This is a genomic window from Duncaniella sp. (genome assembly GCF_029054785.1).
Classification (GTDB): domain Bacteria; phylum Bacteroidota; class Bacteroidia; order Bacteroidales; family Muribaculaceae; genus Duncaniella.
Genome location: NZ_JAIDEN010000185.1, coordinates 1 through 14,685, shown reverse-complemented (window position 1 = coordinate 14,685; position 14,685 = coordinate 1). Strand labels below are relative to the sequence as shown.

The following is a 14,685-nucleotide window of genomic DNA, read 5'->3' as shown; positions in this document are numbered from 1 at the left end:
CAAACATTCTCTCTCCCCGTTTACGTTGCACCCCCCCTTTCCCATTTTTCTCTCTATGTGCGCCGGTAGAATCTATATTCTGCTGTCTGTTTTCACACTCATTTTTCTCAAGACAATGTCTCTTAACGCACAGACAGCATCAAAACCAGATTTCGCTTATCCCAAAACCGTCAGCCTGCAATCTGAAAAGGCTCTTGGATCAGCGATAAAGAACAACGACAGTCCTGCTGTGATGCGGGCTCTCATTGACTATTACCTTGCAGAATCACGCATTGACATCAACCGTAGCGCCAAAGCGATCAAAAAAATAGACTCCATAGCCGGGTGCACCCGTGATAAGGTGCTGAAGTCGATGCTGAACACTTTGCAAGCCGACATCTATACAGCTCTCTACTCCTCCCAGCGATGGAAATATGACAGCCGCGAGCTGCCTCTGACACCTCTGTCCGAAAACTATCAGGAATGGAGCGGCGACCAGTTCCGCATGAAGATAAATTCGCTGATCGACTCCGCCCTCATTGCAGAGTCAGAGCTGAAAGCAACTCCTATTAAAGTCTACTCATCGGTGCTGTCATTGGGCAAGACTGTCAGCGCCCGCAACGAGACACAGATATATTATCCGACACTTTTTGACTTTGTCGGCAACAAGTCAATCTCACTCCTGAAATCAACAGGCCGCATGAGCAATATTCTTTCATGGGGCTTGCTGACCCGTCACGATCTGTATCTTCAGCTTCCGTTCAACCGCTTCGATCCGACGGCAGGCAGAATCCTCGACATCTATGCCTCTCTGCTCAGATTTCATGACAGAATCTCGGCCCCGTTTATCATGACAGACATCGAACGTCTGGATTTTATCACAATGAATGTCTGGAACAATGCCGAAATGTCACAATCGCCTGTTGACCGCAAATACGAACTCCTCAAAGACCTCTATGAGGAATGCCGCGCTTCGGAATATTCCGGAAACATCCTCCTCGCCATCAACAGCAGCAATGACAATACAAAAAAATGGCTGAGCGAGGCGATCAGACACAATCTCAAGGCTTTCCCATCTTTCCGCCGCAACAACAATCTGAAAAACGCCCTTTCGGAAATTGAAATGCAGGGGATCGAACTCACCCTCCCGGCAGTGGCCGCTCCCGGTGCCGAACTGAATTTCAAACTTTCGGTCTCCAATGTCCGCTCCGGAAAACTGTATATATATAATGTGTCATCCACTCCGGTGGCCGAGCAGAGCTACAACTGCATCGGTCTCCCCTCTCTTACCCCTCTTGCGGTCATACCTTTCACAGCCGGTGCCGGTGAGAGTCTGCCGTTCACCCAAGACATCACACTCAGCCACAAGTTTACATCTCCGGGCCAATACGTAGCCATCGCCACTATTGACGGCGCTCCACGCAAGGACCGCAACTGGTACCGCAAGATATACGTCACCGATTACTCAATCGCATCTTCAAGTTTTGACAAGACCCGGATCTGGGCGCTGCGCGCATCTGACGGATCTCCGGTCGATGGTGCCTCGATCTCGATCGTCCCGAACACTGCCCGCGCCACAGCCACTCCACAGCTGATAGGAAAAACTACGGCTGACGGCTCACTTGTCTGTGACCGCAACGGCAATGTGATTCTGACCAAAGGCAACGACCGTTTTGCATCTCCTCTGTGGGTCTACACCGAAAATAACCGCCGGACTGCCCCTGACTGGCGTCAGTCAGCTGCCGGATACCCCTCTCTGCCGCTCTACCATCCGGGCGACAGCGTGGAATGGATGGCGATCTGCTATGAATACAAAGGACAGGCCCACCGTCCGCTCATCAGAAAAGAGGTCACCGCTGTTTTGCGCGATTCAAAATATCAGGGTCTCGACACGGTCAGTCTCATGACAGACGACTATGGCCGTGTCACCGGAAAATTCGTACTCCCCAAAGAAATCCTCAGCGGAACTTTCTGCATCTCGATTGACGACAAGGCCGATCCGGTCCATTTCATGGTCAGTGACTACAAACTCCCAACCTTTAAAGTCATCCTCGATCCTGTCGAGAAAGACTATCCCGCTGACGGAGATGTCACCCTGCGCGGTCGTCTCCAGACCTATGCCGGCTTCCCTCTGGCCAATGCCCGGATAACAGTCAGCCTCGCAGCCATGCAGCCCTTGCGCTGGTGGTGGCATCAGAGCGCGCCTGTCACATTCCAGACTCTTGAAGCAAGTTCTGACGAATCCGGCGAAATAAACATTGTCATTCCAAAATCGGTCCTCTCACTGAGTCCGATCCCCGGCGGCATGTTCAGAGCCGAAGTGAGCGCCATGTCCTCTACTGGCGAAAATCAGCTTGCCACGACTGTTTTCTCAACAGGAATGCGCTATGCTATCCGCGTGTCCCTTCCGTCTGACATCGACATATCCTCACCTACCGCAGCCATCAAGGCCGAAGTGGTAGATTATCGTGATTCTGTCATCAGAATGCCGGTCGACTTCGCCATCATGCGCGACAGCGTGAAAGTCTTCGGCACCACCATCCATTCAGGCAGCCGGACCATAGACCTCTCAGGCGTAAAGTCAGGAAGCTATCGACTGACATTCTCCCTGGCCGACTCCACCTTGGCAGCTCCCGTCACTCAGGAAGCCGTGCTTTATCGCCCGACCGACAGCGCCACACCCGTACCGTCGAGCCTCCTGTGGTATCCGTCAACCAACGTCAGCGCCGACGCAGAAACCGGCGAAGGACAATGGCTCTATGCCGTCAACTGTCCGACAAACCTGCTTGTCACTGTCCACACTGCGGATTCAATTCTCTCTCAGTCATGGGTCAAGGCCGAAGCCGGAATGCACCGTCTCAGCCTCCGTCTCCCCGACGGTCATGATTCCGCCAATGTAAATATAGCCCTCACCGGCAACTACCGTAACAGCTCTGTGACTCTCACACTCAAACGCGATGTCACAGCCAAATCCATACGGTTCATCACGGAAACATTCCGCGACCGCACCACCCCAGGCTCGGAAGAGACATGGACTTTCCGTGTCATTGACCAGGCCGGTCAGGGCAAAAAGTCGGCTGTCGTGATGGATATGTACAACACTGCTCTTGACGCGCTCGCCAAGACAGACTGGAACTTCACACCCGCGACATCGCATTCCGGAGGCTTCTGGTTCAGATGGAACCAGTCTGATCTCGGTTCAACCGAATACCAGAGCGTCTACTACCGACCGGACAAACTGCTGTCCAACAACTCCATTACCACCCCGGAATTCGACACCTACGGACTGCCCGTCTTCGACCGGTTCGCAGCCCTTAACGGGATCCGCATCCGTGGTGGAGCAAAGCTCTATGGCTCACGGGCAATGAATGCTGTCGACGAACTCAAGGTTGTCAGGGAGCATTCCGAAGAATTCGAGGTTGAAGAGATACAAAGCCTTGGCGCTGAAGCTGTAATGACAGGAGCAGTCGCAGATGCCGATTCTGCTGACGGAGGCGCTCAAAGCAGCGACGGCGAGCAAAACGCATCTCAGACAGAACAGCCGTTCTCGTTCCGCGACAGCGAAGTTCCGCTTGCGTTCTTCAGACCGATGTTGGAAACCGATGCCGACGGACATCTTTCACTGACTTTTACCGTTCCTGATGCCAACACAACCTGGGGGCTGCGCGCCGTTGCGTTCACAGATTCTCTGTTGTCGACCTCGTTCGGCTCTGAAATCGTTGCCGCAAAGGTAATCATGGTTCAGCCCAACCTGCCGCGTTTCCTGCGTGTGGGTGACCGAGTCATAATCGAGGCTTCAGTAATGAACGGAAGCGACAAAGAACAGCATGTGCAGACCTCTGTCGAAATATTCAACCCGACCGACGGCAGGATTATAAGCTCATACAACCGTCCTGACACAATCCGCCCCAATAGCGCGACAACTGTCGGCATAGAATTCAGCGCACCCTCCGATCTCCCCCTGATAGGCTACCGAATCAAATCTACCACCGACCGCTTCGCTGATGGAGAACAGAGCTTGCTCCCTGTCCTTCCGGCTGTCTCACCGGTAATCGAAACCTATCCCTTCTACATTGCGCCCGATCAGGACAAGTTCAGCATGACACTGCCCGTGACGCCGAAAAACGCCCGCATCACACTGCAATATTGCGACAACCCGACATGGTATGTTGTCACTGCGCTGCCCGGACTCCTTGATCTCGAAGCAAGCACGGCCAACGAAGCCGCAGCCTCGATCTTCTCAGCCGCAATAGCATCCGGACTCCTCCGCGACAATCCGGCCATCGCGTCAGCGCTCAAGGAATGGAGTTCAAGCGATAAATCCGAAGGAATGCTGTCGTCAATGCTCCAGCGCAACGAGGACCTGAAGCAAATTCTCCTCGCAGCCACACCCTGGATGCTTGACGCGAAAAGCGACACCGAACGGATGACACGTCTGTCGCTGCTCTTCGACGAAAAGACAGTCAGCAGGACGATTTCAGCCAACATCGCCACACTCCGGAAACTTCAGCACAACAACGGAGGCTGGGCCTGGTACTCGTCAGGAGAAAACGCCTCCAGCTGGGCGACTGAAAATGTGCTCCTCCTCTTCGGACGTCTGCGCGAACTCGGCTTCATGCCTGAATCACGAGAACTCAACTCAATGATTTCCGCCGCCTTGAAATGGACCGATTCTGAAACACGCAAAGATTTCAGCAAGCATCCCGACGGAGATTACACCTCCTACGTCTATATGCGCGGGTTCTACAAGGACATGAAAGGCGCGCCGAAGGCTGATTCAAGAATCGTAAACAGCACCGTGCAGCACATACTGGCCGACTGGAAAACCTCATCTGTATTCAGCAAGGCTGTCTATGCCCGCATCCTCGCCTGGAATTCATATCCGTCAGTCGCCCGCGAAATTCTCGCCTCACTGCGCGAATACTCTGAGTCATCACCTGAAAAAGGCATGTGGTGGCCGTCGCTCGACAATATGACACTCTGGTCAATGGGCAAGATCGGCACCACCGCGCTCATACTCGACGCCTATGCCGCCATTGAACCGTCAAGTGCTGAAATAGACCGGATCAGACAGTGGCTGATACTCCAGAAAGAAGCTCAGGACTGGGGCACTTCCGTCACAACATCGTCGGCAATCGCATCAATACTTGCCACTTCACGCACCTGGATCGAACCAGCCGGAAAATCGAAAATCTCAGTCGGAGGCAAGAACGTCAGCCCGACAGAGACAGAGCGGCTGACAGGCTATTTCAGGACTCCTCTTTCTCTGGAAGCCGGAAAACAGGCCACTCTGAAAGTGAACCGCAGCGGATCATCACCTGCATGGGGCGCCATGTACTATCTCTACTCCGACTCCATGACTTCTGTCAAAGCAGCCTCCTGTCAGGATCTGTCAGTCGACAAAAAACTCGTTGTAGGCCCCGGTGCGGAAGAAGCCCGCAGCATGAGTTCAGGCACTCTGAAAGTCGGTCAGCGCGTCAGTGTGACCCTCACTCTGAAAGTCGACCGAGATATGGACTATGTCACAATTGTCGACGAACGCCCCGCCTGCTTCGAACCGGTCGAACAGCTCCCGCTGCCGATTTTTGCTGAAGGAATCTATTTCTATCGCGAGAACCGCGACTCCTCGACAAGAATTTTCATTGACCATCTTCCCAAGGGCGTCTATGTTCTGAGCTACGACATGTGGGTCAACAACGCCGGTCTCTTCGCCAACGGCATTGCTACGGTCCAAAGCCAGTACGCCCCGCAGCTGACAGCCCACTCAGCAGGTTCACAGCTGACAGTAAACCCTGCAAAGTGACAGCAGGTGGGACAGGTCCTGCCACAAGCAATCCACCCGTAACAAATCAGAGCCGCATCGGAATTCCCGATGCGGCTCTGATTTGTTACGGATAATACCTGTCACTCGCCTTTCCCCGGTTCAATCTGATAGAGGACATGTCTGCACAGCCAGGAATCCTTCGGCAGTTTCGGATGCTCGAACTCGGCAACCTTGGCCATCCCGATTTTCTGCATAACCCGTTCCGACGGACCGTTAACCGAAGCTGTAAATGAGAACAGCCGTTCCAGTCCGAGATTTCGGGCCAGCTTCAGTACAGCCATCGCCGCTTCGGTCGCATAGCCACGGTTGTGATGGTCGGCAGCCAGGCGCCAGCCGATTTCAATGCCCGGAGTAAAATCGGCTTCAAACCCGATTTCATGCAGACCGACATAACCGATAAATTCACCGGTCGATTTCAGTTCGACCGCATACAGTCCGTAGCCGCACCGTCTGAACTCATCGACAATGCGTCCGTAAAAAGCCTCGGTCTCCTCGTCGGTCAGTGGAGCGGGAAAATATTTCATCACACGGCCATCCTTGTTCATGACGGCAAAAGCAGCCAGATCATCCGGCTCCCATGAACGCAATTTCAGCCGTTCAGTCTCAGCATAAACCATAGCCATTATTTTTCAGAGATAAACGAATCCTTGAAACCGAGGAAATAGAGCACTCCGTCAAGGCCGATGGTCGAGATCGACTGTTCGGCATTCGCCTTGACTTTCGGTTTGGCATGGAAAGCGATTCCAAGACCGGCAGTCGACAGCATCGGAAGATCATTAGCCCCGTCGCCGACAGCGATTGTCTGTGCGATATTCACATTCTCCACCTGCGCGATCAGTTTCAGCAATTCAGCCTTCCGCCGCCCGTCGACGATCTCTCCCAAGTAGCGTCCGGTCAGTTTGCCGTCGACAATCTCAAGCTCGTTGGCATAGACATAGTCGAAACCGTATTTCTGTTTGAGATAATTGCCGAAATAAGTGAAACCGCCTGAGAGAATCGCAGTCTTATAGCCGACGCGCTTAAGCACCTGCATCATACGGTCAAGCCCCTCGGTTATCGGCAGATTCTCGGCGATTTCCTGCATCACGCTTTCATCAAGACCTTTCAGCAGAGCCACTCGTTCGCGGAAGCTCTCACAGAAATCAATCTCGCCTCTCATTGCCCGCTCCGTGATCGCCTTGACCTGATCGCCGACACCGGCTCTGATGGCCAGTTCGTCGATGACTTCTGTCTCAATGAGCGTGGAATCCATATCAAAGCAGATCAGTCGGCGGCAACGGCGGAAAAGAGTATCCTCCTGCATCGAAATGTCAAACTCCTCTTCCTGCGAAAGCTGCATGAATCGGGCCTGCATCGCAGCCGAATCCTTCGGCATGCCGCGCACCGAGAACTCCACACATGATTTTGACAGCGGCTGCTCCTCCTCGCCAAGCGGCATGCGGCCTGTCAGGCGCTGGATGGAGTCGATGTTCATGCCCTGGGCGGAAATTTCAGCTGTGACGTTGGCAATCTGACGTGCCGTCAGCCTGCGGCCGAGAATAGTGATGATCCAGCGGTCTTTGCCCTGCATCCCGACCCATTTCTCATATTCCTCGATGCTGACCGGCGAAAAGCGGATGGTGACATTCAGCTCTGTGGCTTTGAAAAGCAGCTCTTTCATGATATTTCCTGATACTGCGGAATCTGTCTTTATCAGAATGCCCAGCGAGAGCGTGTGATGGATGTCGGCCTGGCCGATGTCAAGAATCCCGGCATGATACCTGGCAAGTATTTCCGAAAGAGCGGAAGTGACACCGGGGTGGTCCTGACCGGATATATTTATCAGAATGAGTTCAAGATTAGGCGTTTCCATATTTATGTCTATGAGATGAATAAGTGCAAAATTTTTGACCTGATTGGATTTGGATAACAAAGATACGAAGTTATATCTGATTTTTGAGTAAATTTGCAAATGTAATTTAACAATCGCAACTCTATGGCAAGAGAATGGAAACAGATTAAAAAGTATGAGGACATACTTTTCGAACAATATGGCCGCATAGCCAAAATCACAATCAACCGTCCGCAGGTCTACAACGCTTTCCGCCCGCAGACAAACTTCGAAATGCTTGACGCAATGGCTTATTGCCGCGAGGCTTCAGACATCGGTGTCATCATCCTGACCGGAACCGGCGACAAGGCATTCTGCTCAGGAGGCGACCAGAAAGTCAAGGGTGTCGGCGGATATATTGATGAAAACGGAGTCCCCCGCCTCAACGTGCTCGACCTTCATAAAGCTATCCGTTCAATACCCAAGCCGGTCATCGCGATGGTCAATGGCTATGCGATCGGCGGAGGCCACGTGCTCCACGTGGTCTGCGACCTGACAATTGCGTCTGACAATGCCCGTTTCGGCCAGACAGGTCCAAAGGTCGGCAGTTTTGACGCCGGATTCGGATCGAGCTATCTCGCCCGCTGCGTCGGACAGAAAAAGGCCCGCGAAATCTGGTTCCTCTGCCGCCAGTACAGCGCCGAGGAAGCCGAACGCATGGGAATGGTCAACAAGGTAGTGCCTTTCGAACGTCTGGAAGACGAGACTGTTGAATGGTGCGAGACAATTCTGAGCCGTTCGCCGATGGCGATCCGAATGATCAAACGCGCACTCAATGCCGAACTTGACGGTCAGCGCGGCATGATGGAATTTGCAGGAGACGCAACCCTCATGTACTACCTGATGGAAGAGGCACAGGAGGGCAAAAACGCATTCCTCGAAAAGCGCGATCCCGACTTCGATAAATTTCCTAAATTCCCAGGCTAAAGACAGTTACAAAAATCATCGGAAGCTATCGTTTAACTAAAGCAACACTTTAGAGTTTACATGCAAGCCGCCTGGTGCAAATACAAACTCTCTTTCCGGTTCACCGCAATTACCTCACGGGAAAGGATGGACTGGAAAGAGACTTTTTACATTAAAATCTGGAACTGCGACACACCCTCGGTCTATGGCATCGGTGAGGCCGGGCTGTTCCGCGGGCTGAGTTGCGATGACCGTCCGGACTATGAAGAGATGCTTGACGCGGTCTGCCGCGACATTGACCGGTATATTGAAAACCCGGCCCTTCTCTCCGACTGGCCGTCCATAAGATTTGCCGTTGAAACCGCCGCTTCCGATCTGGCCAACGGAGGAAAACGGATTCTTTTCCCTTCGGAATGGACCGATGGGAAAAAGGCTATCACGATCAACGGCCTTGTATGGATGGGCGACCGCGAAACCATGCGTGAACGGATTGCCTCCAAACTCGCCGACCGATGCGGATGCGTGAAGGTAAAGATCGGAGGGATCGACTTCGAAGAAGAACTGGCGCTGCTGGACTATATCAGAAGCCAGGCTCCGTACATAACACTCCGGCTGGATGCAAACGGAGCTTTTCCGCCACATGAAGCCGAAGAGAAATTAAAACGGCTCGCAGAATTCGGCATCCATTCCATAGAGCAGCCTGTACGGGCAGGCCAATGGCAGGAGATGAAACACCTTTGCCGGACCTCTCCGATAGCGATCGCTCTTGACGAGGAACTGATCGGGCTGAACAGTCCGGAAGAAAAACGCAGGATGCTTGAGACGGTACAGCCTCAATACATCGTGCTGAAACCAACCCTCTGCGGCGGAATCGGCGGATCGGAAGAGTGGATCAGAATGGCTGAAAACAACGGGGCCGGATGGTGGATAACCTCCGCCCTCGAATCAAACATCGGCCTGAACGCCATAGCCCAATGGACCGCTACTTTGGACTCTGACATGGCTCAGGGACTTGGGACAGGACAGCTTTATCACAACAACATCACCTCCCCGCTGAGAACCGACGGAGACAGGCTCTCCTATAACCCGGCTGAAAAATGGGAAATCCCGCAGATGGCATGGAAACAATTCTGACCGACGAGGCTAAAAAATTCATTGAAGAGTGGCTCAATCCGCTCCCCTATGTCGTAGCCCACACCTCAGGCTCAACCGGAACTCCCAAGGAGATCCGTCTGCTCAAATCAGACATGCGCTCATCCGCGCGGGCCACAATCGAGTTCTTCGGTCTCGACAGCCGTTCACATCTTCATCTGCCGCTTTCGCCGGACTATATCGCAGGCAAGATGCAGATTGTACGCGCCCTTGAATCCGGGGCAAGCCTGACAGTCGAAACCGCAAGCAACCGCCCGTTGGCAGCCTGCCTGACCGCCGCATCCCGCCGCATCTCTCTGCTCCCGGTTGTCCCCTCGCAGGTCAATGGCCTGCTGGAATCCCCACTATGCCAACGGATCGACAATCTGATCATCGGAGGCGCACCCTTGTCAGCCGCCGATGAAGAGCGCATAATATCGACCGGACTGCGCGCTTTTGCCACCTACGGCATGACCGAGACATGCAGTCATGTCGCTCTCCGGCGACTCGGCACAGACTGTTTCTCAGCCCTTCCCGGCTTCCGCTTTTCGACTGACGGAAGAGATTGTCTCGTCATCCGCAGCGCAACACTCTCATTCGGCGAGCTTGTCACAAACGACCTTGTAGAAACGGCCTGCGACACCTCTTTCCGGTGGATCGGACGCATTGACAACGTGATAAACTCAGGCGGACTAAAAATCAGCCCCGAAGAGATCGAAAAAAAAATCGCGCCTCTGTTCGCCCCTGAAACCACCTTCTATCTCACATCCAGACAGAGCAGCCGCTGGGGCGAGGAAATGGTCCTGGTGACCGATATGCCCGGACCATACGACGAGATCAGCGAAAGAATTGAATCCGTCACGGGACATCTCCGCGCGCCGAAAGCCATAATTTTTGATCCTGACATCCGCAGGACATCATCAAAAAAAATCATCCGCAAAAAATTTTAGTCCGCTTTGTAATCTTCAATCGGCTGACAAGTGTTATCTTTGTGATGAGAACTTCAATTGACTCTCGAAAGATATTCACTTTCAACTGCATCCTATGACTTCAGCCCCCGAACGCTCCATCTACGGACTTTTCAACGACAGCTTTCCCCCTGTCCTTGACGGCGTCACGCTGGCTGTCGAAAACTATTGTCAGTGGCTCGCCGAAAGCGGCAACAAAGTCTGTGTCGTCACCCCCTGGACTCCAGGTCCATGCCCGGAAGGAGACTTCACAATGTACCGCTATCTCTCACTCCCCATCTACAACCGCCATCCCTACCGCTACGGCTACCCCCGCCTTGATCCCTTCATCTGGCGGAAACTGCGGTCCACTCCATTCAGGATAGTCCATGCCCACTGTCCTTTTTCATCGGGACGCCTCGCCGCATACGCCGCACGCAAACATGACATCCCGCTGGTCACGACCTTCCACTCAAAATACCGGACAGACCTCGAACGCTCTCTCCCGGCCCCTATGGTGAAATATCAGATGAAGCGCCTGCTTGAATTCTACAATTCAGCCACTGAAGTCTGGATCCCGCAGGCCGCGGTCGAAGAGACAATCCGAGAATACGGCTACAAAGGCCCGGTCAAGGTGGTGGAAAACGGCAACGATCTGTCAGAAGGGATCTCCGATCCGGAAGCCTACAAACTTCAGGCGAGAAAACAGACAGGCCTTGCCGATGACGAACTCGGACTCCTCTTTGTCGGGCAGCACATACTCGAAAAAGGAATCGAGATCATCATCCGCGCCCTCGCCTTGCTTGACGGCGTAAAATTCAGGATGAATTTCATCGGCACCGGCTATGCGCTACACGACATGCAGCAACTGACCCGACAGCTCGGACTTTCGGACAGAGTGACCTTCCACGGAGTCATCAACGGACGTGAGGAACTGCGGCGGTTCTACGCAGCCTCGGATCTCTTCCTCTTCCCCTCATTCTATGACAATGCGCCTCTCGTCGTCCGTGAGGCAGCCGCCATGTCAACCCCCTCGCTGCTTCTCGAAGGATCGACCGCCGCCGAACTGATCAGGGACGGCGAAAACGGCTTTCTGACCCGCCGGACACCTGAAGACTATGCCGCAGCAATCACCGCCCTGGCCGCTGATCCTGATAAACGACGGAAAGCAGGAGCCGGCGCCCGCGCCTCTCTCTCACGCTCATGGCACGATGTCATGAATGAAGTATTAATCCGCTACGCTGAAATTATAGCCCGCCATGAACACAGCCGACGCAAACACTAAACCCAACCAGCCGTCCGAACGCCGTCAGGTGCTCAGTCTTGTCTGGAAAATTTTCCTCCCGATAGCGATTGGCCTGGGAGTCGTGGTCTGGCTCTTCCACCGCGAATTCAAACCGGAGGTCTGGGAGTCAATCCACTTTGACTCCCGCGTGATCGGCTGCATTCTTCTGGCTTGGCTCTTCATGATCGGTCGCGATTTCGGTCTGACATGGCGATTCCGCGCCCTGACAGACCATCAGCTTCCGTGGCGAAAAGCCCTGAAGGTCGACATGCTCTGTGAGTTCACCTCCTGTGTCACCCCCTCGGCTGTCGGAGGAAGCGCTCTTGGCATGATATATCTCAACCGCGAGGGGATTGAACTGGGCAGGGCGACAACCCTCATGATGACCACACTCTTTCTCGACGAACTGTTTTTTGTCATCTCGATTCCGCTGATCATGCTCCTTGTCCCCTACGCCGAACTCTTTGACTTCGGCCACGGAAAATTCACCGTCGGACTTGAATCGGTATTCTGGGGAGTCTATGCCGTAATATTCATCTGGACATCCATCCTCTTCCTCGGAATCATAGTCAGACCCCACGCCATACACCGCTTTCTCAACTGGCTTTTCCATTTCAGGCTTCTGCGCAAGTGGGCGCCCAAAGTCGATCAGCTCGGAGAAAACATGGAAACGACAGGCCGCGATCTCCGCAAACGCCCTCTGCGCTGGTGGCTGGAGACCTTCGGAGGAACCGCCCTCTCATGGTCGTCGCGCTATCTGGTTGTCAACGCGCTCTTCCTCGGCTTCGCACCGCATGCCGACCAGCTGATTGTCTTCGCCCGCCAGTTCGTGGTCTGGGTATGCCTCATGATCAGCCCTACACCCGGCAGCGCTGGAATCAGTGAATGGCTTTTCACCACCTACTACGGCGATCTGATCCACAGCACAGGCATCGCCCTGATCATAGCCCTGTTCTGGCGCATCATCAGCTACTATGTCTATCTCATTGTCGGAGCCTGCATCCTCCCCTCCTGGATCCGCCAGGGCTTCCGGAAGAAAAACTCTCTGAAAAAATAATCAACTGCAATATCATGAACCAATCATTCAGACAACTCCTGCTTTTGTTGTTCATCTTTCCGGCTCTCTCACTGATATTTCCGACACAGGTGAAAGCCGATGAAGTCCACGGTGTCTACATGCTGCGCCTCGACGACGAAATCGGTTCTTCGACATGGCGCTACACCAGACAGGCTCTCGACGAGGCCTCGCACCGAAATGCCGAACTGCTGATCGTCCATCTGAACACTTACGGAGGTTCCGTGGTCCACGCCGACTCAATCCGCACGGCTCTGCTCAACTTCCCCGGACCGACCGTTGCCTTCGTTGACAACAACGCCGCATCAGCCGGGGCGCTCATTGCCCTGGCCTGTGACTCTGTCTTCATGCGGAGTGGAGCCACGATGGGCGCCGTCACGGTTGTCAACGGCACTGACGGACAGGCAATGCCCGACAAATATCAGTCCTACATGAGAGCGATGATGCGCGCAACCGCAGAAAGACATGGCAAAGTCACCAAAAACGACGGAACGGCTGACTGGCGTCGCAATCCGGTCATCGCCGAAGCTATGGTCGATCCGCGCGTAAGCGTTGCGGGCCTGATCGACTCGACCAGAGTGCTGACATTCACTGCCGACGAAGCAGTGAAATGGAACTATGCCGACGGGAAAGCAGAATCTGTCGATGAAATCATGCAGAAACTCGGCTATGCCTCTCCGGCATCCTATATTGTTTCAGAATACCACCCCACATGGCTCGACCATCTGGTCGGATTCCTGACCAATCCGGCAGTCCAGGCCGTGCTTATCATGCTGATCATCGGCGGCATCTACATGGAACTCCACTCCCCCGGTGTCGGCTTCCCCTCAGCTGCGGCCATAATCGCAGCGATCATGTATTTTCTCCCGCTCTACATCAGCGGTATCGCAAGCTCATGGATCATCCTGCTGTTCGTCCTGGGCATAATGCTGATCATTCTTGAAGTTTTCGTCGTTCCGGGCTTCGGGATCACCGGTATTGCCGGAATCTCATGTGTCTGTGCGGCGGTGATTCTCGGACTGATCGAACACTACACCTTCTCCCTCTCACACATGAATGCCGATGCCGTCTGGAGCTCGATGATCATCTTCCTTGCCGGAATCGGGCTGGCAATCCTGGCGATATGGTATCTCACCTCATCCTACGGTCCAAAATGGGTGCGCCGCCACACCGAACTGATGCTCACCCAGCAGGTCGACGAGGGCTATATCGGAGTCGACATGAAACCCGTCGGCTACATCGGACTTGAAGGGACGGCTGTGACCGACATGCGCCCCGCAGGCAAGGTGGAAATCAACGATGAAGTCCTCGATGCGGTAGCCGTCCGCGGCTTCATCCATGCAGGCGCACGTGTCAGGGTGATGAAATATGAAAACGCCCAGATCTACGTAGCGGAAGTCTGAAACGGATCTGAAACGCCCCGGCCTTTTCTAACGCACAAGCAGATGTCCGAAATAGACACAGAGAAGACCGGCCGTCAGACTCACAGCGGTATACAATGCTGCCGACAGCCATTCCGATGACCCGAACATCAGATAATTCTCATTGATGAAAGTCGAAAACGTTGTGAATCCGCCGCAGAAACCGACTGTGGCCAGCAGGCGCAAGTCCGGCGAAAGCAATGCTCCCCGCTCTGCAAGACCATAGGCTACTCCGATCAGCAGACAG

Annotated in this window: 10 protein-coding genes; 7 read left to right on the top strand and 3 right to left on the bottom strand. The window is 53.9% G+C overall.

Translation table 11 applies throughout. The features are described from left to right. Positions 1–115: 115 nt before the first annotated feature. Complete coding sequence (locus K2H17_RS11165; RefSeq protein WP_300134801.1) at positions 116–5,782, top strand: alpha-2-macroglobulin family protein; 5,667 nt, start codon at positions 116–118, stop codon at positions 5,780–5,782. A 101-nt stretch (positions 5,783–5,883) separates the two neighbouring features. Here the strand turns inward: K2H17_RS11165 and K2H17_RS11160 are convergent, their stop codons facing one another. After that, positions 5,884–6,420, bottom strand: a complete 537-nt coding sequence (locus K2H17_RS11160; protein ID WP_300134803.1) for a GNAT family N-acetyltransferase — start codon at positions 6,418–6,420, stop codon at positions 5,884–5,886. A gap of 5 nt (positions 6,421–6,425) precedes the next feature. Then, positions 6,426–7,655, bottom strand: coding sequence for a phosphoserine phosphatase SerB (gene serB / locus K2H17_RS11155; protein WP_300134799.1), 1,230 nt, complete (start codon positions 7,653–7,655; stop codon positions 6,426–6,428). 123 nt (positions 7,656–7,778) lie between these two features. Here serB and menB point away from each other — a divergent pair, with 123 nt between their 5' ends. The 6 genes from menB to K2H17_RS11125 all read left to right on the top strand — a co-directional run bounded on the left by menB (position 7,779) and on the right by K2H17_RS11125 (position 14,420). Next, positions 7,779–8,600 carry a 1,4-dihydroxy-2-naphthoyl-CoA synthase gene (gene menB, locus K2H17_RS11150; protein ID WP_300134797.1) on the top strand — a complete coding sequence of 274 codons (822 nt, stop codon included), beginning with the start codon at positions 7,779–7,781 and terminating at the stop codon, positions 8,598–8,600. A 126-nt stretch (positions 8,601–8,726) separates the two neighbouring features. Then, positions 8,727–9,713 carry an o-succinylbenzoate synthase gene (locus tag K2H17_RS11145; protein WP_300134795.1) on the top strand — a complete coding sequence of 329 codons (987 nt, stop codon included), beginning with the start codon at positions 8,727–8,729 and terminating at the stop codon, positions 9,711–9,713. Continuing rightward, entirely contained in the window at positions 9,698–10,660 is a 963-nt protein-coding gene (locus K2H17_RS11140) for an AMP-binding protein (protein ID WP_300134793.1), read from the top strand. Before K2H17_RS11145 ends, K2H17_RS11140 begins: the two co-directional genes overlap by 16 nt. A gap of 94 nt (positions 10,661–10,754) precedes the next feature. Next, the gene (locus K2H17_RS11135) at positions 10,755–11,942 is read left to right on the top strand and encodes a glycosyltransferase (RefSeq protein WP_300134791.1); all 1,188 of its coding nucleotides are present in this window, start codon (positions 10,755–10,757) and stop codon (positions 11,940–11,942) included. Next, positions 11,917–12,999, top strand: a complete 1,083-nt coding sequence (locus K2H17_RS11130; RefSeq protein ID WP_300134789.1) for a lysylphosphatidylglycerol synthase transmembrane domain-containing protein — start codon at positions 11,917–11,919, stop codon at positions 12,997–12,999. Before K2H17_RS11135 ends, K2H17_RS11130 begins: the two co-directional genes overlap by 26 nt. A gap of 14 nt (positions 13,000–13,013) precedes the next feature. Further along, positions 13,014–14,420: an NfeD family protein gene (locus K2H17_RS11125; RefSeq protein ID WP_300134787.1), complete on the top strand. Its 1,407-nt coding sequence runs from the start codon at positions 13,014–13,016 to the stop codon at positions 14,418–14,420. 27 nt (positions 14,421–14,447) lie between these two features. Here K2H17_RS11125 and K2H17_RS11120 read toward each other — a convergent pair. Next, a partial coding sequence (locus K2H17_RS11120; protein ID WP_300134785.1) for a CrcB family protein occupies positions 14,448–14,685 on the bottom strand: 238 nt, incomplete at its 5' end.

Coding starts and splice junctions, on each gene's coding strand:
- K2H17_RS11135 (WP_300134791.1), top strand. CDS start 10,755: ATGACTTCAGCCCCCGAACGCTCCATCTACGGACTTTTCAACGACAGC.
- serB (WP_300134799.1), bottom strand. CDS start 7,655: ATGGAAACGCCTAATCTTGAACTCATTCTGATAAATATATCCGGTCAG.
- K2H17_RS11130 (WP_300134789.1), top strand. CDS start 11,917: ATGAACACAGCCGACGCAAACACTAAACCCAACCAGCCGTCCGAACGC.
- menB (WP_300134797.1), top strand. CDS start 7,779: ATGGCAAGAGAATGGAAACAGATTAAAAAGTATGAGGACATACTTTTC.
- K2H17_RS11165 (WP_300134801.1), top strand. CDS start 116: ATGTCTCTTAACGCACAGACAGCATCAAAACCAGATTTCGCTTATCCC.
- K2H17_RS11125 (WP_300134787.1), top strand. CDS start 13,014: ATGAACCAATCATTCAGACAACTCCTGCTTTTGTTGTTCATCTTTCCG.
- K2H17_RS11160 (WP_300134803.1), bottom strand. CDS start 6,420: ATGGTTTATGCTGAGACTGAACGGCTGAAATTGCGTTCATGGGAGCCG.
- K2H17_RS11140 (WP_300134793.1), top strand. CDS start 9,698: ATGGAAACAATTCTGACCGACGAGGCTAAAAAATTCATTGAAGAGTGG.
- K2H17_RS11145 (WP_300134795.1), top strand. CDS start 8,727: ATGGACTGGAAAGAGACTTTTTACATTAAAATCTGGAACTGCGACACA.